At 49.8% G+C, this 20651-nt stretch carries 27 protein-coding genes; 25 read left to right on the forward strand and 2 right to left on the reverse strand.

Features of this window, described 5'->3' with window-relative positions:
• Positions 1-30 precede the first annotated feature (30 nt).
• The 13 genes from EQM13_RS00300 to EQM13_RS00360 all read left to right on the forward strand — a co-directional run bounded on the left by EQM13_RS00300 (position 31) and on the right by EQM13_RS00360 (position 9663).
• Positions 31-372: a SpoVG family protein gene (locus tag EQM13_RS00300; protein WP_128751591.1), complete on the forward strand. Its 342-nt coding sequence runs from the start codon at positions 31-33 to the stop codon at positions 370-372.
• 46 nt (positions 373-418) lie between these two features.
• Entirely contained in the window at positions 419-649 is a 231-nt protein-coding gene (locus tag EQM13_RS00305; protein WP_128751592.1) for a DUF6133 family protein, read from the forward strand.
• Positions 639-1058, forward strand: a complete 420-nt coding sequence (locus EQM13_RS00310) for a prepilin peptidase (protein ID WP_128751593.1) — start codon at positions 639-641, stop codon at positions 1056-1058. The genes EQM13_RS00305 and EQM13_RS00310 overlap by 11 nt, the downstream gene beginning before the upstream one ends.
• 16 nt (positions 1059-1074) lie before the next feature.
• Positions 1075-1893: a Flp pilus assembly protein CpaB gene (gene cpaB / locus EQM13_RS00315; protein ID WP_128751594.1), complete on the forward strand. Its 819-nt coding sequence runs from the start codon at positions 1075-1077 to the stop codon at positions 1891-1893.
• The gene (locus tag EQM13_RS00320) at positions 1894-2709 is read left to right on the forward strand and encodes a ParA family protein (protein ID WP_128751595.1); all 816 of its coding nucleotides are present in this window, start codon (positions 1894-1896) and stop codon (positions 2707-2709) included.
• Entirely contained in the window at positions 2706-4058 is a 1353-nt protein-coding gene (locus EQM13_RS00325; protein WP_128751596.1) for a CpaF/VirB11 family protein, read from the forward strand. The genes EQM13_RS00320 and EQM13_RS00325 overlap by 4 nt, the downstream gene beginning before the upstream one ends.
• Positions 4055-4984, forward strand: coding sequence for a type II secretion system F family protein (locus EQM13_RS00330; protein ID WP_128751597.1), 930 nt, complete (start codon positions 4055-4057; stop codon positions 4982-4984). Before EQM13_RS00325 ends, EQM13_RS00330 begins: the two co-directional genes overlap by 4 nt.
• A 5-nt stretch (positions 4985-4989) precedes the next feature.
• Positions 4990-5859: a secretion protein F gene (locus tag EQM13_RS00335; RefSeq protein ID WP_128751598.1), complete on the forward strand. Its 870-nt coding sequence runs from the start codon at positions 4990-4992 to the stop codon at positions 5857-5859.
• A gap of 12 nt (positions 5860-5871) precedes the next feature.
• Positions 5872-6267 carry a DUF4320 family protein gene (locus EQM13_RS00340; protein WP_128751599.1) on the forward strand — a complete coding sequence of 132 codons (396 nt, stop codon included), beginning with the start codon at positions 5872-5874 and terminating at the stop codon, positions 6265-6267.
• Positions 6264-6809 carry a hypothetical protein gene (locus EQM13_RS00345; protein ID WP_128751600.1) on the forward strand — a complete coding sequence of 182 codons (546 nt, stop codon included), beginning with the start codon at positions 6264-6266 and terminating at the stop codon, positions 6807-6809. Before EQM13_RS00340 ends, EQM13_RS00345 begins: the two co-directional genes overlap by 4 nt.
• A gap of 94 nt (positions 6810-6903) precedes the next feature.
• Positions 6904-7440, forward strand: a complete 537-nt coding sequence (locus tag EQM13_RS00350; protein WP_128751601.1) for a DUF6550 family protein — start codon at positions 6904-6906, stop codon at positions 7438-7440.
• Positions 7441-7508: 68 nt separating this feature from the next.
• On the forward strand, positions 7509-9242 hold the full coding sequence (locus EQM13_RS00355) for a hypothetical protein (RefSeq protein ID WP_128751602.1): 1734 nt from the start codon (positions 7509-7511) through the stop codon (positions 9240-9242).
• 82 nt (positions 9243-9324) lie between these two features.
• Positions 9325-9663 (forward strand): DUF3852 domain-containing protein, encoded by a 339-nt coding sequence (locus EQM13_RS00360; RefSeq protein WP_128751603.1) that lies wholly within the window; start codon positions 9325-9327, stop codon positions 9661-9663.
• Positions 9664-9679: 16 nt separating this feature from the next.
• Here EQM13_RS00360 and EQM13_RS18360 read toward each other — a convergent pair whose 3' ends face one another.
• Positions 9680-9850 (reverse strand): hypothetical protein, encoded by a 171-nt coding sequence (locus EQM13_RS18360; RefSeq protein ID WP_165920825.1) that lies wholly within the window; start codon positions 9848-9850, stop codon positions 9680-9682.
• A 147-nt stretch (positions 9851-9997) separates the two neighbouring features.
• Here EQM13_RS18360 and EQM13_RS00365 point away from each other — a divergent pair, with 147 nt between their 5' ends.
• Genes EQM13_RS00365 through EQM13_RS00380 form a run of 4 tightly spaced genes read left to right on the forward strand, consistent with a single transcriptional unit; the run spans position 9998 to position 12328 of the window.
• Positions 9998-10900 carry a conjugal transfer protein TrbL family protein gene (locus tag EQM13_RS00365; RefSeq protein ID WP_128751604.1) on the forward strand — a complete coding sequence of 301 codons (903 nt, stop codon included), beginning with the start codon at positions 9998-10000 and terminating at the stop codon, positions 10898-10900.
• Positions 10897-11463, forward strand: coding sequence for a DUF7768 domain-containing protein (locus tag EQM13_RS00370; RefSeq protein ID WP_128751605.1), 567 nt, complete (start codon positions 10897-10899; stop codon positions 11461-11463). Before EQM13_RS00365 ends, EQM13_RS00370 begins: the two co-directional genes overlap by 4 nt.
• Positions 11464-11475: 12 nt before the next feature.
• On the forward strand, positions 11476-11745 hold the full coding sequence (locus EQM13_RS00375; RefSeq protein ID WP_128751606.1) for a hypothetical protein: 270 nt from the start codon (positions 11476-11478) through the stop codon (positions 11743-11745).
• Positions 11738-12328, forward strand: a complete 591-nt coding sequence (locus EQM13_RS00380) for a hypothetical protein (RefSeq protein WP_128751607.1) — start codon at positions 11738-11740, stop codon at positions 12326-12328. Before EQM13_RS00375 ends, EQM13_RS00380 begins: the two co-directional genes overlap by 8 nt.
• A 57-nt stretch (positions 12329-12385) precedes the next feature.
• On the opposite strand, the gene EQM13_RS00385 is transcribed toward EQM13_RS00380, so the two are convergent.
• Positions 12386-12835, reverse strand: a complete 450-nt coding sequence (locus tag EQM13_RS00385; protein ID WP_128751608.1) for a SufBD protein — start codon at positions 12833-12835, stop codon at positions 12386-12388.
• A 159-nt stretch (positions 12836-12994) separates the two neighbouring features.
• On the opposite strand from EQM13_RS00385, the gene EQM13_RS00390 reads away from it, so the two are divergent.
• The 8 genes from EQM13_RS00390 to EQM13_RS00430 all read left to right on the forward strand — a co-directional run bounded on the left by EQM13_RS00390 (position 12995) and on the right by EQM13_RS00430 (position 20557).
• Positions 12995-14824, forward strand: coding sequence for a VirB4 family type IV secretion system protein (locus EQM13_RS00390; RefSeq protein WP_128751609.1), 1830 nt, complete (start codon positions 12995-12997; stop codon positions 14822-14824).
• An 18-nt stretch (positions 14825-14842) separates the two neighbouring features.
• On the forward strand, positions 14843-16405 hold the full coding sequence (locus tag EQM13_RS19095) for an amidoligase family protein (protein ID WP_240662970.1): 1563 nt from the start codon (positions 14843-14845) through the stop codon (positions 16403-16405).
• A gap of 6 nt (positions 16406-16411) precedes the next feature.
• A complete protein-coding gene (locus tag EQM13_RS00405) occupies positions 16412-17509 on the forward strand; it encodes a M23 family metallopeptidase (RefSeq protein ID WP_128751611.1) in 1098 nt (365 codons plus the stop codon).
• A 15-nt stretch (positions 17510-17524) separates the two neighbouring features.
• Positions 17525-18457 (forward strand): DUF6329 domain-containing protein, encoded by a 933-nt coding sequence (locus EQM13_RS00410; protein WP_128751612.1) that lies wholly within the window; start codon positions 17525-17527, stop codon positions 18455-18457.
• 16 nt (positions 18458-18473) lie between these two features.
• On the forward strand, positions 18474-18728 hold the full coding sequence (locus EQM13_RS00415; RefSeq protein WP_128751613.1) for a DUF6103 family protein: 255 nt from the start codon (positions 18474-18476) through the stop codon (positions 18726-18728).
• A 394-nt stretch (positions 18729-19122) separates the two neighbouring features.
• Entirely contained in the window at positions 19123-19536 is a 414-nt protein-coding gene (locus tag EQM13_RS00420) for a ribbon-helix-helix domain-containing protein (RefSeq protein ID WP_128751614.1), read from the forward strand.
• Between the two features lie 86 nt (positions 19537-19622).
• Positions 19623-19910: a hypothetical protein gene (locus tag EQM13_RS00425; RefSeq protein ID WP_128751615.1), complete on the forward strand. Its 288-nt coding sequence runs from the start codon at positions 19623-19625 to the stop codon at positions 19908-19910.
• Between the two features lie 152 nt (positions 19911-20062).
• On the forward strand, positions 20063-20557 hold the full coding sequence (locus EQM13_RS00430) for a nucleotidyltransferase domain-containing protein (RefSeq protein WP_128751616.1): 495 nt from the start codon (positions 20063-20065) through the stop codon (positions 20555-20557).
• Positions 20558-20651: the final 94 nt, after the last annotated feature.

Here is a 20651-nt window from a genome sequence, read left to right on the forward strand (position 1 = left end):
GAGAATGTATAAAGAACGGAGGATTAAAATATGCCAACAATCGATGTCAAAATCAACTCCATCTACCCGCCCGGTACCAGCGGCAACATCCGTGCCTTTGCTTCAGCAACGGTGGACAGCTGTCTCGGCATCCGGGGCATTAAGGTGGTGGAGGGTGGTCGTGACGGTCTCTTTGTTTCCATGCCAAGCCGCAAGACCGAAAACGGCTACAAGGAAATCTGCTTCCCGGTGACCAAAGAGTTCCGGGAACAGCTCCACAAGGCGGTACTGGACAGCTACCAGCAGGTTGTAGCCATGAACCAAGCCCCGGTGCAGCCGCAGGGAGCTGCACCGGAACAGTCCCAGCCACCCATGCAGATGGGCGGTATGTAAGCATCCCGTCAACCCAACAACAAAAACATTTTGGAGGTAAAACACAATGAAAAAAATAATGAACAAGATTACTCATAAGGCAAATATGCTGGCAGTCAGGGCAAGAACGCCGCTCACCAACAACCGTGGGGAGGGCTTCGTAGATACCGCAATTAAGATTTTAATGGCGGTTGTCATCGGTGCTCTGGTGCTGGCCGGATTGTATCTGCTCTTCGACCAGACCGTGCTGCCCACCCTCACCCAGCGTATCAAGGAAATGTTCAACTATGCCGGATAAGCTGGCCGCTGCGCAAGCGGTCTTTTTTATTGCCCTATTGTGTTCGGCATCGGCGATTGACTTTGCGAAACGCATTGTTCCCAACTGGATTAGTATTGCTATTGCCACTGTTTCCATATTGGATTTTACACCAGTTAAAATGCTGGGAATCCTTGTTGCCCTGCCGTTTTTAGCGGCAGCAATATTCTGCGGTGGCATGGGCGGCGGAGATATCAAGCTGATGGCGGCCTGTGGTCTTGTGCTGGGGCTTCCAAAAGGGTTGCTTGCGACAACTGCAGGGTTAAGCCTGCTGCTACTCTACGTGGCAGTGTATCGGATTATTTGCAAGGTGCAAGGACGGGAGGCGCAAAGCGCCTTCCCTCTTGCACCTTTTTTATCGGCGGGCTGTCTGCTCGCTTACTTCATTTAAGGGAGGAAATCAAACCATGAGTTTTTTTAAGAATAGAACGGTTATTGGCGTGATTTGCATTGTGCTGTCCCTGCTGATCTGCTTTGCCGTAACGCCGCTGTTTAACCAGAGCATCAGCAAAAAAACCGAAATTGTGCGGGTGGCAAAGCCCATCAAAATAGGGGAAGCCATCACCAAAGACATGGTGCAAACCGTAGAGGTGGGCGGCTACAATCTGCCGGAGGATGTTGTCAGACATACGGATACGATCATCGGCAAATTTGCCTCCGCTGATTTGGTGCCGGGAGATTACATCATCAGCTCCAAAATCGTCGATGCCCCTGCTGCGGAAAACGCCTATCTCTACAATCTGACCGGAGAAAAACAGGCGATTTCTGTATCGGTTAAGAGCTTTGCCGCAGGGCTGTCCGGCAAACTAATTTCCGGAGATATTGTGTCAATCGTTGCTCCAGATTACAAAAAGCAGGGCGTGACAGTCATTCCGCCGGAGCTGCAGTATGTGGAGGTCATCGCCGTCACAGCAGGCAGCGGCTATGATGCCAATACGGTCGAGCAGAAAGAAGCCGTGGATGCAGATGAAAAGGAGCTGCCTGCCACCGTCACTTTGCTGGTCACACCAGAGCAGAGCAAAAGCCTTGCCGAGCTGGAAGCAGACGGAACCCTTCATGTATCCCTCGTTTACCGTGGCAGCAAGGAAAATGCGGCAAAGTTTACCGAGGCGCAGGACTTGGTGCTTTCCAAGCTGTATCCCGATAAGCCGGAAACTCAGGAAAGCGAGGATAACAGCCAGCTGGAAGCCCCTGCGAATACACCGGTGGAAAGCGGGGCTGAGTAAATGCTGAACTTCAAAAAAGGCGGTCTGTTCAGCCGCAAGGACAACATAGAGCCTCCGGAGATAGAACCGGATAACGCCGCACAGGTACTGGCAATTTGGGGCAGCCCCGGCTGCGGCAAGACCACGGTGGCGGTCAAACTGGCCAAGTATCTGGCAGACAGAAAAAAGAATGTGGTGCTGCTTTTATGCGACTGCACCACGCCTATGATCCCCTGCATCTGCCCGCCCGGTGATTTAGAGGGCGGCCATTCCCTTGGAAGTATTCTTGCCGCCAATTCCGTTACCGAATCGCTGGTGAAAAACAACTGCAATACCCATAAGCGCATGAACCATCTGGCGGTCATCGGTCTGCAAAAAGGAGAAAACGAAAACTGCTATCCTCCCGTTACACCGGCTCTGATAAAACAGCTTATCGAAGTGCTGCGTGACATGGAAAGCCATGTCATTATCGACTGTGGCAGCTCCATCTATTTTGACGAGCTGTCCACCATCTCCATTCTGGAGGCCGATGCGGTGCTGCGGCTCATAAACTGCGATTTAAAATCAGTCAGTTACCTGTCCAGCCAGCAGGAGTATCTGCGGATGGCCGGGTTTGACTTTGACAAGATGTATAAGGCAGTCAGCAATGTAAAATCCAATGAAGCCAGTCAGAACATGGAACAGGTGCTGGGCAGTGCTGTATTTACTCTGCCGCACTCCCCGGAGTTGGAGGCTCAGGTGCTGGCCGGAAACCTATTCGCTGACTTGTCCCTGAAAGACAGCCGGGGCTTTCGCAGGGAAATCGAAAAAATAGCAAAGGAGGTGTTCGAGGTATGAGCAGGCATAACCTGTTTTTTTCACCGGAGCAGGAAACTGAGGATTTCCACAGTGTGCTGCAACAGGTGCAGGAGCATATATCCGGGCAGCACAGCGAACTGCTATCAGACGGCAACGCTGCCGAAGCCAAGGCGCATATCAAGCGGTATATCGCCAAGTTTGTGCAGGACAGCCGTGTGGCGGTAAAAGGCATGACACAGCAGCAGCTGGTGGATGCCCTGTATACCGAAATGGCTGAGTATTCCTTTCTTACCAAGTACATCTTTGCTGACGACATCGAAGAAATCGACATCAACAGCTGGCGGGATATTGAAATCCAGTACGCCGGTGGGCGCTGCGAAAAGCTGCGGGAACACTTCGACAGCCCCCAACACTGTATCAATGTGCTGCGCCGGATGCTTCATGTGTCCGGTACCATTCTGGATGACCAATCCCCTCTGGTGGTCGGTACTCTTGCAGAAAACATCCGTATTGCTGTTATGAAAAGCCCCATTGTGGATGCCAGCGTAGGCGCTGCCGCCTCCATCCGTATCGTCAACCCCAATAACATGGAGAAAGAGGATTTTATAAACGGTGGTACGGCAACCGCTGAAATGCTGGATTTTCTATCGGAGTGCATCCGCTACGGCATTTCGGTGTGCATTGCGGGAGCCACCAGCAGCGGTAAGACCACCGTGGCAGGCTGGCTGCTTACCACCATTCCCGATAACAAGCGCATTTTTACCATTGAAAACGGCAGCCGGGAGCTTTCCCTCATCCGGGAAAAGGACGGCAGGGTCACCAATTCCGTAGTGCATACCCTCACCCGCAACAGCGAGAACGAGCTGTACCGTATTGAGCAGATTGACCTTGTGGACATCTCCCTGCGCTTCAACCCCGACATTATCGTGGTAGGCGAAATGCGTGGTGCGGAGGCCAATGCTGCACAGGAAGTAGCCCGCACCGGTGTGGCGGTGGTTACCACCATCCATTCCAACTCCTGCGAATCCACCTACCGCCGTATGGTTTCCCTCTGCAAGCGAGCGGTGGATATGTCGGATGAAACCCTCATGGGCTATGTGACCGAGGCCTATCCCATTATCGTGTTCTGCAAGCAGCTGGAAAATAAGCAAAGGCGGCTCATGGAAATTATGGAGTGCGAAATCCTGCCGGACAACAGCCGCCATTACCGCACCCTGTTCCGGTACGAGATTACCGAAAATCGCTATGAAAACAATCAGTTTTATATTACCGGACACCATGTAACGGTTAATCCCATATCCGACAGCCTGTGTAAACGGCTGATAGAGAATGGTATGCCGCAGGAACGCATCAATCTTCTTAAGAAAGGGGGGCAAATATCCATATGACAACCATTCAACTGCTGGCCTGTATCGGTATGATTACAGGCTTTTTTCTACTCATCGGCCTAAAACCGATGGAATTCACCGATGGGTTGTTTTCCTTTCTCACCAGAGAAAAGAAATCTATCAAGGATGAGATCAAAGCGGCACAGCGCCGCCAAAAGCCGGGATTTCTGAAACAGCAAATTCATATGGCGCAGGAGGTGCTGGCCATGACCGGCAGGAGCAATCGCTTTTCTCTGATTTGCGCCTGCTCTTTGCTGCTTTTTGCCATCGGTGCCGCTATTGCCATTGTGATGGGCAACTTATTTCTGGCTCCGGTGATGGCGGCAGGCTTTATGATGCTGCCTTTTTGGTATGTGCAGCTCACCGCCAGCCATTTCAAAAAGGACATTGCTGCCGAGCTGGAAACAGCCTTGTCCATTGTCACCACAGCCTACCTGAGAAGTGAGAATATCCTTACAGCAGTAGAGGAAAATCTCCACTACCTGAACCCGCCGGTGCATCAGGTGTTCAAGGACTTTGTCCTGCGGGTCAAGTTGATTGATCCCGATGTGTTGGAGGCCATCAGGGTGCTGCGCACCAAAATCGACAACGAAGTATTCCGGGAATGGTGCGATGCCCTATGTGATTGCCAGCATGACCGCAGCTTGAAAAGCACCCTGACTCCCATCGTTTCAAAGCTCAGTGATATGCGGATTGTGAACGGCGAGCTGGAATATCTCGTATTTGAACCCCGCAAGGAATTTATCATCATGGTCATCTTTGTCATCGGCAATGTTCCCCTCATGTATCTCCTGAACAAAAGCTGGTACGACACGCTGATGCACACCCCATTGGGGCAGATCATTCTGGCAATCAGCGCCGCTCTTATTTTTATCTCCACGGCCTGCGTGATCCGGCTTACCAAGCCCATAGAATACAGGAGGTGATGGTGATGGGATTACTTTTTTTATTTGGAATTACGTTGGCGGCAGGGCTGTTTTTTATTTTCTTGGATGTGCTGCACCTACCGTACCTCAGCACTGCTAAGGCTATGCTGAATACTACAAGATCAGAGAAAAAAGCAGCAAGGAGCTTGGAAACCTATCTCATGACTTGGGCGGTAAAGCTCTCTAAATATATCCGCATGGACGAGTACCGCAAGCATCGGCTGAAAAATGTGCTGAAAGCCACCGGTATGAACATGGAGCCGGAGGCCTATCAGGCCTATGCGCTGGTGAAATCCGGTGTGATTCTGCTGCTGGCAATCCCGGCAGGATTAATCTTTCCCTTGCTGGTGCCGGTGGTGGTGTTCCTTGCGGTCATGGTGTACTTTAAGGAAACTAAAAAGGCAGACGAAAGGCTGTCCGCAAAGCGAGCCTCCGTGGAAAAGGAACTGCCCCGTTTTGTTGCCAACATCGAACAGGAGCTGAAAGCCTCCCGTGATGTGCTGGCCATCGTAGAGAACTACAAAAAAAACGCCGGAGAAGCCTTTGCCGGAGAGCTGACCGTGCTGGCAGCGGATATGCGTTCCTCCAGCTACGAGGCAGCCCTTACCCGGTTTGAGGCAAGACTCAATTCGCCCATGCTCTCGGACGTGGTGCGAGGCCTTATCGGTGTACTGCGTGGGGATGACAGCACGGTGTATTTTCAGATGCTGGCGCATGATTTCAAACAGCTGGAGCTGCAGCGCCTTAAAGGTGAAGCGCAGAAAATACCGCCCAAAATCCGTGTGTTTTCCTTTCTCATGCTGATGTGCTTTCTCTTTACCTATCTGGCCATCATCGCCTATGAGATCATCAAATCCCTCGGCGGGATGTTTTAGGGAGGGGTGAGCATGAAGAAGATCTTAAAATCCAAACGTGGCGAGGGATATATTGATGTGTGTGTTCTTGTCCTCTGCGCCATGCTGGTCATTGCACTGGCCGTGCAGGTGCTGCCGGTGTTCATCGTTAAAAATCAGCTGGATACCTACGCCACCGAGCTGTGCCGGGAAGCGGAAATCTCCGGCAGGGTGGGCAGTGAAACCAGCCGTCGTGTAGCGGTTCTCACCGAGCAGACCGGGCTGAGTCCCCGGATTTCATGGTCAAAGACCGGCAATATCCAGCTGAACGAGGAAATCACCGTGACCTTGACCTTAGAGAAGAACATCGGACTGTTCGGCGGGTTTGGTTCGTTCCCCATTACCCTGCGCTCGGAAGCCTCCGGGAAAAGCGAGGTGTATCACAAATGAACAAGCTAAAATACATTCTCAGGGATAAGGCCGGGAACGGCTTCCCTTTGGTGGTAGCCATTACGCTGGCTCTTGTGATTATCCTGTGTGGCGTGATAGAGTATTTTCGGCTGAATATTATCGCCAGCGGTGTAAAAGAAGCCTTGGAGGATGCCATCATCGTGACGGTCAACGACAACTATGCCGATGTGTATCACGGCGTGCGGGAGGGCTACAGCGGCGGCTACCAGCCGGACGGCTCCTCTTTTTCCTATAGCGTGAACACCGGCGACATTTACGGCTACATGGACGGTGTCCTCGGCATGGAAGCTGTGGGCGACAGCCATGTGAAATATGCTGGGGATGCTTTGGAATACAAGCTCTCCCGTTTGGATGTCACCATCCGCAATGCGCCGCTGGCTCCGTCTTACCCAAAAAACGCACAGCGATTTGAAGCGGATGCGGTGATCTGGCTGGAGGTTCCCGTTTACTTTGGTGGCAAGGAGCTGGCTCCCATGAAAATCAAGCTCAAGGTTCAGGCGGGATATACCGAGGTGTTTTAACTGTTCAGGAAAGTATCTGGACTTCTGAGAAAAATTATAGTATGGTGTGTCATACACAAAGATAATATTCACACTGCCAAAGGAGGTTTTCAATATGAATGATAAAATAAAAAGAAGGCTTACCATTGCAGGCGCTTCGCTTATCGGCCTTGCGCTTGTGATTGCCATCGGGATGCAGTTTACCAAGGAACCCGTGAGGCCGGATGCTTCTTCACAGGAGCCGGTCAGCTCTTCGGATGTAGCTCCTGATATACAGAATAACACAGAGAAAAAAGAGGTGGTCGTTTCTCCGCAGCCCACACCGGAGCCGGAAAGCTCGGAAATGCTGCCGCCCCAAACCGATCTACCGGAGCAGAAGCTCCAATCCGATCCGGTAAAGCCGGAAGCTCCCGCAAAACCTGAGCTGCCAAAGGATGCGGATACCACCAACCCGTCCAAGCCGCCAGAATACAAGCCGGAGGATACGGAAAAGAAACCGGCTTCATCCGAAAGCAAGCCGCAGGGTGGTGAAACAAAGGATGGTAAAATTTATGTGCCTGGATTCGGATGGATCGATGATGTTGGTGAGGGGCAAGGTTCGACTGCAGATGATATGTATGAAAACGGTAATAAGATCGGGGAAATGAATTAGATATAAAATAATTCAAAGGATTGCACAGCAGAAATGCTGTGCTTTTTCTTTTGCAAAGGAGGCGCTGTATGAAACGAATATTTAGTATTTTGCTTGTACTTGCCCTACTGTGTTCCTCCCTGTATGCTGTACCGGCTTATGCGGTCGGGGATGGAAATGTGGACGGAGGTGGCGGTGGCATGGGCGATGGTACCAGCACCAATTCATGGACTCCGGGAAATGAGGGTGTGCGGGTAACGGTGGTTAGGGCAAGTGATCATGCTTCTGTTACAACACCTATAGATCTAACAAATAAAAAACCTACTAATATTAGGCTACACTTTGGTAAAGTCAGTAAACTTTCATATTCAAGGGGTTCTTCATTAAGTCCAAGCGGCCAGAGTTACTCTTTTCTTAATCCTGCACAATCGTTGCCTCGCATCATTAGCACCAATGGCAGCAACAACATTGCCGCCATTAAAAGCTATTTTACTGATGAACAGGTCATTCGTTCTATTTCGGGTCTTGTAGGAATGGACTTTGATACCTTAATCAGCGGCGAGTACAAGCTACTTTTGGAACCCATCGCCTATTACAAATTTGAGGGTGTTATGATTGCCACCACGGCTACGGAAGCCGCCATGTATGACGAACAGGTAAACGGCCTTCTGAGAAAGAGAATGGTATCTCTTTCCCATAAAAATCTGCCCCTTGCCATGTTTTTGGAGGTGGCGGATCTTAGCTACCCGGCATGGTCAGGAAGCCGGAGCAAAGCTGCATCCAATGCGGATATTAAGGCGGCTCTCGGCCTTGGTATCGTGCGATTTAAGGATATGCCCGGCGAGTCGCCGGAGGTTTCCGTGTATGATTACGAATATCGGGTCAATACCGAGGTTATCACGGCAATCACAGTTAGCGGCGGTCAAAGCGATCCGGATCACCCGGTATCCGCTATCTTTTATGTGAATGGTAGAAGCTACCGGGTTAGCAATATCTATTATCCCGATGGTGACAGCCAGCTGGCGTGGATACGATGGACAACGCCAAGCACCCCGCAGCAGACGACGATCACAGTTTCTGTGTCTGGAGGCGGCAGCTCCAGCAAGGCGACAATTAATATAAATATCGTTGACCTTGATAAGAATCTGCCACCTAATCCCGTGGCAGATGATCGCAATGATAGCTTTAGAAAGTCCGCTGTTCCAAACAATCCGCAGCAGACTTCTGCCAGCTGGACGGTCTGGCGCCCTTGGTGGCAGGAGCATTGGGTATGGCACAGTGACTGGAACTGGTATAGCGATGGTGATGGCAGCGGTCATTGGGAGGATGACGGTGAATGGGTCGATGAGGGCTGGTGGGAGTTTGACCTTGACCGGTATCAGGCCAGCCTTTCGGCAAGCATGGCAATCCAGCCGGATGACAAAAGCCCCACCGCAAGCGGCAAAACCATGAAATCCGGCTACGGCATCAATCAGACGGTTTCTACCAGAGTCAGCACTAACCAGTCCTCGGCGGTAACCGGGGCGCAGAATGCGGTGACCTACTTCCCGGAATTCGGGTATCAAACCTACTGGAGGCTGCTGGAACGCATGAGTTCCGGCTACAATTCCCGGTTTGAGTTTCAGAAGAATCCCTACAGCACCTACAACCGCAGAACTCATTTTTCACCGATTTGGTTTCCGGATGGAAAATATGAGCCGTACACATGGCTGATTGATTGCTGGTCACCCGCTGGGATGCTTTCAATAAACCTCACGGACAGCGTAACCATCCGAGATAATTTGTGGAGCGACTGGCACATTGCGCCTCAGAAACCCAATTAAAAACAGAGAAAAAACAAGGCCGCAGCGAACCGAAAGCTGCGGCCTTGCCATTCTCAACCCTATGAAGAAAGGTGGAAAGTCAATGAAATCGAATCGAATTGCAATGCTTCTGTGCGTGGTTCTGCTTCTGTGTCTGATGTTTGGCACAACAGCATATGCAGCGGGAACCGGTGATGTAGCCGGGGCGATTGAGGGAACGTGGAATACCGCTTCCCAGCAGATTAAAACCGTGGTTAATAAGGTAGTATTCCCCGCCATCGACCTGATTCTGGCGGTGTTTTTCTTTGCCAAATTGGGCACCGCTTATTTTGATTATCGCAAGCACGGTCAATTTGAATGGGCGGCTCCGGCAATCCTGTTCGCCTGCCTGGTGTTTACACTGACGGCTCCATTATATATCTGGCAAGTGCTGGGGATGTAACTGTAAAAGTAAATATTTATTCCTCCGGTTTATCTGTCAGGCGCAGTGGTGTCTCGTCTGCATCCATATATATTCTCTCACACTCCTGCTGGGCAGTGCGCATTATACAAGCGGCCTGAGAGATAAGCTTCTCGGCATCGGTTACTGCATTAAACATTTTATAATAGAGTTTTTTGTAATCAGCCACACAAGTACCTCCTTTAACATTATTTCGGCGGCCTCCGTTGTGTGGTATTAAAGCTCTGAAAAAGCGGATTGTCAAGTCATAAATCAGAGAACAAAAACCAGCCAGTGCTTGGGAGGTAGCGGAGGTTATGAAAGAGGTGAAATTCAAATGTTCATATGGGATTTTGTCGCCGACACTGTCCTCGGTCAGATTGTGGATTGGATCTACGGTCAGATTGTGGGCTTCCTCGGCGACTTTTTTATGCAGATGGGAAACATGGGAGCCGACCTGTTCGAAATGAGCTGGGTACAGTCTATCGTATTGTTCTTTTCCTATCTGGCGTGGGCGTTATACGGTGTCGGTCTTGTGGTGGCGGTCTTTGAATGTGGAATCGAATATCAATCCGGCAGAGGCAGTATCAAGGATACCGCCCTCAACGCCATCAAGGGATTTATGGCTGTGGGGCTGTTCACTACGGTACCAGTGGAACTGTATAAGCTGTCGGTGTCTTTGCAAGGCAGCTTCACTGCCGGGATTACCGGCCTTGGAACCGACTTCGGCACGGTAGCCCAAGGCATCATCGCTTCCCTGCAGGATGCGGGAAATTTAGAGCAGGCCATGACCAGCAACGTGTTCGGCGGCCTGAAAGCGATCACCAGTCCCATCATGATGATCTTTATATTAATCCTCATGGGCTATGCGGTCATTAAGGTATTCTTTGCCAACCTGAAGCGAGGCGGTATCCTGCTCATTCAGATTGCCGTGGGGAGCCTGTATATGTTCGGTGTTCCCCGTGGATATATTGACGGCTTTGTGTCGTGGAGCAAGCAGGTCATCGGCCTGTGCCTTACGGCATTTCTACAGGCAACGGTGCTGATTGCCGGACTCATGGTGGTAAAAGACAATGCTCTGCTGGGTCTTGGACTGATGCTGGCTGCCGGTGAAATTCCCCGCATTGCCGGTCAGTTCGGATTGGATACCTCAACCAAAGCCAACCTCATGAGTACCATGTATGCGGCGCAGACCGCAGTGAATATGACTAAAACAGTAGTACAGGCGGTGGCAAAATGAACGAGAATAAACTGGTCTATATCTGTTCGCCATACGCTGGTGATGTGCAAAATAATGTCGAATTTGCTAAGGCAGCCTGCCGCTATGCGATGAAGCAGAATTATACACCAGTAGCTGTGCATCTTCTGTATCCACAGTTTTTGGACGATAACGATCCTGTGCAGAGAGCTACAGGACTCTCAATGGGGCATCGTGTGCTGGAGGCCTGTGATGAGCTGTGGCTCTGCGGCAGTCGGATTTCCACCGGTATGGCGATGGAGCTTAAGGAAGCACAAAAGCTGGGTATTTCCGTCCGGGAAATATCCGCAGAACAAATCCAAGGAGGTATTTCGATGAATAAAAAATATGGAGTATGGGCGATGCGCAGCGCCGGTTCGGTGTGCGGAGCCGCCCAAAGCTGGTGTAAGCACGGTGGCAAGCCTATCGAGTTTGATACGATGGAACAGGCCGAAAGCTACGCCAAGCAGCTGAACGAATCCTGTTATTCCCCCAATGTGAATTATGCCGCAAAAGAAATGGAACCGGAGCTGAATCAAGGCTCCGGTTTTTCCATACGGATGTAAAGGAGGAGGCCTATGTATATCTACCCCGACCACTTAAGGGCAAAGGCGACTTTATGGCTGTGGCAGCTGCGGGATATCGGCATCATCGGTGTGGCGCTGCTTCTCTCTGTGCTTGCGCTTTCTCAGCTGGGTTTTGTGCCTCCCATCGTGCTGACCGCTGTTTATGCCTTTTTAACTATCCGCTTTGAGGACACAAGCATTCTGGATTTTATCCGGTATGCCTGTGCTTTTTTTATTACTAAGCAGCAATTCTATGAATGGAGGTATACATCCAATGCGTAGGAATGATAAAGCAGAAGCCAAAAAACGAGCCTCCACTCGGCAGCTCATTGACACCAAGGAAATCACCGATTACAGCCTCAAGACCTACGGGCATGGAGAGCTGGTGTATTTTATCATCAAGCCCAGCAACATATCGGTGCTGTCGGAGGCCAGCATCAGCACCCGCATCTATGCTCTGATGACGGTGCTGAAAGGCATTGCTGAGATTGAGATGCTGTGCCTGAACAGCCGGGAGAACTTCGAGGACAACAAGCGGTTCCTCCGCAGCCGCATCGAGCAGGAGCAGAACCCTGTGGTGCGACAGCTCTTGGAAAAAGACCTGTCCTTCCTTGACCGGATACAGGTACAGATGGCCACCGCAAGGGAATTTTTGATCTTGATCCGTCTGTGGAATGAAAAGGAAAAAGAGGTGTTCCCGTATCTGTCCCGCATTGAAAAATCTCTGAAAGAGCAAGGTTTTTCCGTAAAACGAGCAGACAAAGAAGATATCAAGCGCATCCTTGCGGTTTATTTTGAGCAGAATGTCACGACCGAGAAATTCGAGGATTTCGATGGCGAGCGGTGGATTATCTTGAATGAGTGAGCAAAGAATGTAAATATAGTAAAAGAAGCTAAGAATGAAAACTCTTAACTTCTTTTACTATTTGCAATTTGTTATAGCTTTTAATGCATCTTGAATATCTTTATAAACCAAGGATTGCATACTGCTCTTATAAATTTGAGGATTTGCTTTCCGTAAAGAATCACAAATATCTCTTGTTAAATCGGGTTTATGCTTAGCTATGGCAGGTAAAGATTTGATACACTGTCTTGCTGTAATCGGTTTAACATCCATAATGTGCTTAAGATAATTATCTATAATTTCATCTATTTTGTAGTCAGTATCCCATTTGGCATTAGCAGCAATTAAAAAGATACCTCTTGTTCGAATATAGGAATTCGGATCATCCAGCATAGCTGCAAATAAATCAAAATAAGGGTATACAGCATTCGAGTTCATACTTTCCAGCTCAAGCTGTTTTAAGCATTGATATGCATATTTATCGTTTTTGTCCCTTAGCCCGGAAACAAGTTCTTGAATGTTACCCATCACATTCACCACCTAATTGAAAATATAATTTAGAAAAAAGTATATTGTTTAATTATTATACCTTAATCCTTTATCAAAATGAACCAATTTTCACAAGCCGTCACAAATGTGGCGGCTTTCGCTATACCTAAAATCAAAAACAGAAAGGAAGAAACGCCGATGGCAAGAAAAAGAAAGCCCCTATCCCCTCCGCAGGAGGATACCAGAATCCAAGAGTTTCTGGATATGATCGCCCCCTCAGTGATCAAATTCAACACCGATCACTTCATCTGCGGCAATACCTACCGCTGCGTTTGGGCGCTTCGGGAATACCCCACCGCTACCGAGGAACAGGCAATCCTCCGCCACTTGGGAGAAAAGGATGGCGTTACCCTGCGCATCTATACCCGCCATGTTACCCCGGTGGAGGAAAAGAAAATCATTAGCAACGCCGCCAATAAGAACCGCCTGAGCAAATCCAACACTAACGATTTGCAGCAGACGGTCATGGCTGAAAGCAATCTGCAGGATGTGGCAACCATTGTGGCGCAGGCACATCGGAACCGGGAACCTTTTATCCACTCGGCTGTGTATATTGAGCTGTCTGCATACGATCTGGATCAGCTGAAGCTCCTCCAAACGGAAGTGATGACCGAGCTGATACGCTCCAAGCTCAACGTGGACAGGCTGATCCTCCGCCAGCAGCAGGGCTTCCAGTGCGTGATGCCCAGCGGATTTAATGTGTTTCGTGACCAGTTCGAGCGTGTTCTCCCGGCCTCCAGTGTGGCGAACCTCTATCCCTTTAATTATAGCGGTAAGACGGATGCCAACGGCTTCTATGTAGGGCGGGATAAATTCGGCAGCAATGTGCTGGTGGATTTCAACAAGCGAGCCGATGACAAAACCAACGCCAACATCCTGATTCTCGGCAACAGCGGTCAGGGCAAGTCTTATCTTCTCAAGCTCATCCTGTGCAATCTGCGGGAATCCGGCATGAATGTGTGTGCCCTTGATCCCGAAATGGAGTACGAGGATCTGACCAATAATCTTGGGGGCTGCTTCATCGACCTCATGTCCGGTGAATTCATCATCAATGTGTTGGAACCGAAAACATGGGATGAAAACGGCAGCACGGAGGATAAGGATGCGCCACAGACCTTCCGCATCAGCAGCAAGCTCAGTCAGCATATTTCCTTTCTCAAGGACTTTTTCCGTACCTACAAGGACTTTTCCGACCGGGAGATCGACACCATCGAAATCATGCTGCAGAAGCTGTACGCCAAGTTCGGCATCAGCGACAGCACGAAATTCGACCAGCTGACTGCCAAGGACTATCCCATCCTGTCCGACCTGTATGGGCTGATTGAAGAAGAATATAAGGGCTTTGACGAGAACAGCCGCCAGCTCTACACTGCAGAGCTGCTGCAGAATATCCTGCTGGGGCTGCACTCCATCTGCAAGGGTGCAGAAAGTAAATTTTTTGATGGACATACCAATATCACCGATTCCAGTTTTGTCACCTTTGGTGTGAAAGGACTATTGCAGGCTTCAAAGAGCCTGAAAAACGCCCTGCTGTTCAACATTTTGTCCTACATGAGCAACGAGCTTCTGACCAACGGCAACACCGCCGCCAGCATTGATGAGTTCTACCTGTTCCTCACTAATCTCACCGCCGTGGAATACGTCCGCAACTTTTCCAAGCGTGTGCGCAAAAAGGATTCGGCGGTTATCATTGCCTCGCAGAATCTGGAGGACTTCAACATCGAGGGCATCCGGGAATACACCAAGCCCTTGTTCAGCATTCCTACCCATCAGTTCCTGTTCAATGCCGGAAATATTGATGCCAAGTTTTATATTGACACCCTCCAGTTGGAGCAGAGTGAATACAACCTGATCCGTTACCCCCAGCGTGGTGTGTGTCTCTACAAATGCGGCAATGAGCGTTACAACCTGATGGTCAATGCTCCGGAGCATAAGGCGAAGTTGTTTGGAAAGGCGGGTGGCCGTTAATGGGAGGTGAAAGAAAAAATGGACATGAAAGCCCAGCGCTTCGGTATTGAAATCGAGCTGACCGGCATTACCCGCAAGGCTGCCGCCGACATTGCCGCCGCATACTTCGGCACATCGGCTGTGTATGACGGTACCTATTACGACACCTATGCCGCCATCGACTCCCAAGGGCGCAAGTGGAAATTCATGAGCGATGCCAGTATTACGCCGGAGAGAAAATCCGGCAGGCAGACCGTATCCGCATCGGATGAATACAAAACCGAGATGGTCAGCCCTATCTGCCGCTGGGAGGATATCGAAAAAGTGCAGGAGCTGGTACGAAAGCTCCGGGAGGCCGGTGCCATTTCCAACAGCTCCTGCGGCATCCATGTTCATGTGGATGCTTCTCCCTTTGATGCCAATACCCTGCGGAACATTACCAACATTATGGCCGCCAAGGAAGATTTGATTTATAAGGCGCTTCAGGTGTCGGTGGCCAGACAGCACCGCTGGTGCAAACCGGTGGATAATCGGTTTCTGGAGGAATTGAACCGCAGAAAACCCCGGACACTGGATCAGGTCGGTCGCATTTGGTACAACGGTGAAAGTCGCAGCAACATCCACTACGATGACAGCCGGTATCACTGCCTGAACCTGCACAGCGTGTTTCAGAAAGGTACGGTGGAGTTTCGCTTATTCAACGGAACCACCCATGCCGGGAAAATCAAAGCCTACATTCAGCTGTGCATGGCCATTTCCGCACAGGCGCTCAATCAGCGCTGTGCCAGCCGAACCAAGACGCAGACCACCAATGAAAAATATACCTTTCGCACTTGGCTGCTGCGTTTGGGGCTGATTGGGGATGAATTCAAGACCGCCCGTGAGCATCTACTGAAGAATTTGGACGGTGCATTGCTTGGCGTGATCCGGCACAGGCAGAAAAACAAAAGGAACGGATGCGGCAGAAAAAAGAAAAAGAACTGGAACAGGCACTGCAGGCAGTCCAAGAAGAACAGCCGACTGCTCCCGAACCAACAGAAGCCGAGGCAGAAGATGCCCCGGCTTTTACTATGCGTATGTGAATATAAGGAGAAAAATATGACAAAGAACCGCTTATATATTGCCTATGGTAGCAACCTGAATCTGCCACAGATGGCATTCCGCTGCCCCACCGCTGAGGTGGTGGGAACAAGCGAGGTCAAAGGATATGAGCTGTTGTTCCGTGGCGGCAGGCGTGGTGCTGTAGCTACCATTGAACCACTGGAGGGCAGCTCTGTGCCTGTTCTTTTATGGAAGATTAGGCCGCAGGATGAACTTTTCCTCGACCGTTACGAGGGCTATCCGAATTTTTACCGCAAGGAAATGCTGGAGGTGGAGCTGAACGGCAAGCCGGTGAATGCGATGGTCTACATCATGAATGACGGCAGAGAGTTCGGCGCACCCTCGGATTTTTATCTCCACACCATCGCCGAGGGCTACGAAACCGCAGGCTTTGATACGGATTTTCTGGATCAGGCGGTGGAGAAATCCATCCGGCTGGCACAGGAGCAGCAGGCTGAGGAGGATGCACAGTTCAGCCTTTGGGAACAGAAATGGTGGTGATCCCTCATGGCAGACCCGGCAACCATTACCCTTGCATTGAAAGCGGCAATCGCCGCCGCAACCGACAAACGGACATGGAAAGCGGTCGGTGTGGTCATCGCCGCCATTCTTACCCCGTTTATTTTAATTATCGTCATGATTATGAGCCTGCTGTCTGCTACTGCAGAACACAACAATTCCGCTGTGGATCTCACCTTTCACGGAGGCAATATCACCTCGCAGATGCCAGCCGACTACAGAAATTACATCGAGGATATGCGGGGCAGCTTCTCCGATTTGGACAGTGCTGTGTCGGAGATTACGCCTATGGTGGTAAGCGGCAGCATCGACAGCGCCCGCATGAAAGCTATTTTTTACTCTCTGTTTTTCGGCGCTGAAAACCTGAGAATGAACGCCGCCGACTACCGAGCCTTTGCGGATTGCTTTGTTCGGTACGAGGAACGCACCCGCACTGTCACCGATGCGGATGGTAATGAAACAGAGGAAACCTACACCGTGGCAATCTCCATTTCAGATCTGAATGAGATATATGGAAATCTTGAAAGCTCGCTTGGCAGAACCATCACAGAGGAAAACAAGGTGAATGCAGCGCAAATTTACAGCCGTGTGCTTTATGGTCACGGCCTGCCGAGAGATGGAAGCATCGGCGAGGATGAATGGTCTGGCGGTGTGTTTGACGGTGAGATTTACACCGGGGGCGGCGACTTTGCCAGCCCCTTAGGAGCTAACTGGCGCAGCATGGTCACCTCGGAATTCGGCTGGAGGCCGAATCCTTTCGGCGGCGGCGGTGGCGAGGGTCACTCCGGACTGGATATGGGCGCACCCAAAGGCACACCCATACAGGCTGCCCGTACCGGCGTGGTCAGCTATGTGAAAAACTCCGGCAGTAGCAGCTACGGCTATCATCTGGCCATCGACCACGGCGACGGCATGGTCACTTTATACGCTCACTGCTCCAAGGTATATGTTCGCTCCGGGCAGACGGTGCAACAGGGCGATGTGATTGCTGCCGTAGGCAGTACCGGAAGAAGCACCGGAAACCACCTTCATCTGGAGGTGCGCATCGGCGGTAAGAAAGTAAACCCAAGACAGTTTTTGCCGTAAAGGAGGCGGCGTAATATGAAAGCAATCTTTGAACGCAAACCCTCAGATTTTGATCTGCGCAGCTTTGAAGTATCGAAAACCCTCCGGCTTCCCGCAGAAGTCTTTGAGGATGTCCTCAAAAATCCCATACGGGATTATACCTTTATTCAGGAAAATATAGAGCAGATGCACTGCGACAGCAGCGGCGTGTATCACTGCCTGCTGCTCACCGGCGAGGGCAGAAATGACGGACTGCTGGTGGAATCGGAGGGCTACGGCTACTGTCGATATGCCTCCTATGTTCCCAATATTTCCGCTCTGACCTCCTCGGCATTGCAGCGTCTCAACGAACTGATGACAATCACAGCGGATTACATCGTGACAACTGGGACTCAGAATACGACCGAGGGAAACTGGATTATAGGCTTTGATGAGCTGGCACAGCAAACCGGCTTCAAGCATGATTTTAATAATATGGACACCCTGCTGGATATGCTCCATGAGCGAGAGGAAGTAGCCAATGTTGAGTTAGGTGATAGTAGCATTGACGTGTGCTATTACCTCAATTTCTGTCCGCAGTACGGCGGTCATCCGGATGAATCGGAGCCGGAGCAGCTGCTGGAAGAACCCTCAACGATCAGCAAACTGAAAGATATTCTCCACATCCGTTGGGAGGATATTCATCTGCTGCACAAGGATGTGGAAGTGCAGCCCGCCACCATTGTGGAGCTTGATGAGCATACTCTGACCGATGCTGGAAAAGAGGCATGGGCTGATGTTTTGGATGCCGAGGTGATCAAGGTTTACAACGGCTACTACGGTTTGCAGATGGATCTGGACAAGGTGAAACCCCGCCGCTTGGAGGAATTCTCGTCCATGCTTGCCGGATACTGCCCGGTATCAGATTATGAAACATGGGTCACTCAAGAGGACGATGCACCCCCTCAGTCACCCGAAATGAAATTATGAAATGGAGGAAAGTACAATGAAAAAAGCAACCTTGACTGTCAGCTTTGACAGCGACAAACTGGATGCCCTGACCTATCACATGGGTAAAAAGGATACGGATTTGCAGACGGAGCTGGAGGATACCGTCCAGAAGCTCTATGAAAAGCACGTTCCGCAGGCCACCCGTGAATACATTGATGACAAGCTCTCCCGTGAGGCCGCTGCCAAACCCAAGCCCAAAAGACCGGTTCGCCCTGCTGTGGCAGGTGGTTCTGACAACAGGCTGGCGTAGGCAGGAACGCTGTCCGCGCGCGTGGGCGGCTGTGTTGCCCTGTGTGGCCTTTTGGCAGACAGGGTGGCATCCTGATACCTATCGACAGCTGTCACCCCACGTTGCGCCCGTGTGGAGAGAATGTAAGAAAGCCCCGGATGAAGCGATGAACCCTCAGAATGAGGGCGTTCCGGTAGGGTCGAAAGTTGTGCAGGTTAAAGGGTTTATGCTGCTTTGGCAGCATAAACCCGGAAAACACCGACCGGCAAAGCCGTTCGGGGATTGCAAAGTGACATAACTTTCCGCCCAGACCTCCGATTTGTTATGCTGTGTTCAGAAAAAAGCAAGGGAAACCGGGCATTTGCGGGGCTTACTCTGCATACCGGGGCAAAAACCACAGAGAAAAGGAGGCATTATGGCAAAGGAACCGAAAAAAGTCCGCACCGGCTTTTATATTGAAAAGGAAGTGCTGGATCGATGCGATGAGCTACTGGAGCAGGCCAATGTGAAATCCCGAAATGAATTCGTCACCGAGGCGCTGAAGTTTTATTGTGGGTATCTCACCTCGAAAAAAATTGAAAACTATCTGCTGCAAAGCCTATCCTCCGTCCTCACCGGCACAATCCGGGACACGGAAAACCGTCTGGCCAGAATGGATTTCAAAATAGCCACAGAGCTGTCCAAGCTCTCTCATGTGGTGGCATATACTCACGCCGTTGACGAGCATGCGCTCCAAAGCCTACACTTAAAATGTGTGGAAGAAGTAAAAAGGATCAACGGTGCGGTTGATTTCGAGGATGCATATAACTACCAAAAGCGGCGAACCTAAAATGATAGGAATTATTTGTTTCTTTTGGGTATGGACTATGGAAATACATTCGTTTATGGTGTGTTGCGAAAGGAGGTAAAAGTGCAATGGAGAAAAATGAAATCTTTGAAACAGCTATCCGTGAACTGACGGAAGCTACAATCAGCAAACGCAAGGAAACCCTCAATGACAGCGAACAGCAGCTCTATGCTGAGGTGATGGCTCTCAGCTCTCAAGCTCGTGAGATTGTCAAAACGCTACCGGCGGATCAGCAGAAAATTCTCACCGATTATTTTCAGAAAACCAATTTGATTGCCGACCATGAGTGCCAGCACCTCTATGTGCAGGGTGCAAAAGACTGCGTGGAGCTGTTGAAAAAGCTGGGTGTACTGTAAGGAACATAGGTGGGCGGCCTCTGCGTAAGCAGGGGCTGTTTTACATAGACAAAACTGTTTAATGATTTCTTTAGGATTAAATGATATAATATCTTATAAAAAAACATAAATTCAACAAAAAAGATAAACAGGAATTTGAACGGAGGGATTACATGGTAAGTAAAACTGATGCCATTGAGATAATAACATACGCTGAAGAAAATGGAATTAACATATGGATTGATGGCGGTTGGGGAGTAGATGCATTATTAGAAAAAGAAACAAGAGCACACAACGACATTGATATATTTGTGGAAGAAAGTAATAGTAAAAAGTTTGTTGAGATATTAAAAGAAAAAGCTTTTGTTGAAGTTACAGAAGCATATACCACCACATCTCACACGGTTTGGAAGGATACTAAAGATAGGATAATTGACCTTCATATATTTAAGTTCAACGAACAAGGATACATTGTTTTTGAAGGAGAAGCATATCCTCCAAAAGTATTTAGTGGTATTGGGAAAATAGGCGATAAAATGGTCAGATGTATTGATGCTGAAAATCAAGTGTTATTTCATCTGGGCTATGAGCATGATGAAAATGATATACATGATGTAAAACTATTGTGCGAGAGATTTAATATTCCTGTTCCGAGTGAATACAAGTAACTGACAAATCCCAATTTGTCGAATATCTAACATAATTGTTTTCAATCCTAAGAGCGATCATTTACCACGTGGTCGCTCTTTTCTTTTACCCAAA

Origin of the sequence: Acidilutibacter cellobiosedens (assembly GCF_004103715.1) — a bacterium.
Classification (GTDB): domain Bacteria; phylum Bacillota; class Clostridia; order Tissierellales; family Acidilutibacteraceae; genus Acidilutibacter; species Acidilutibacter cellobiosedens.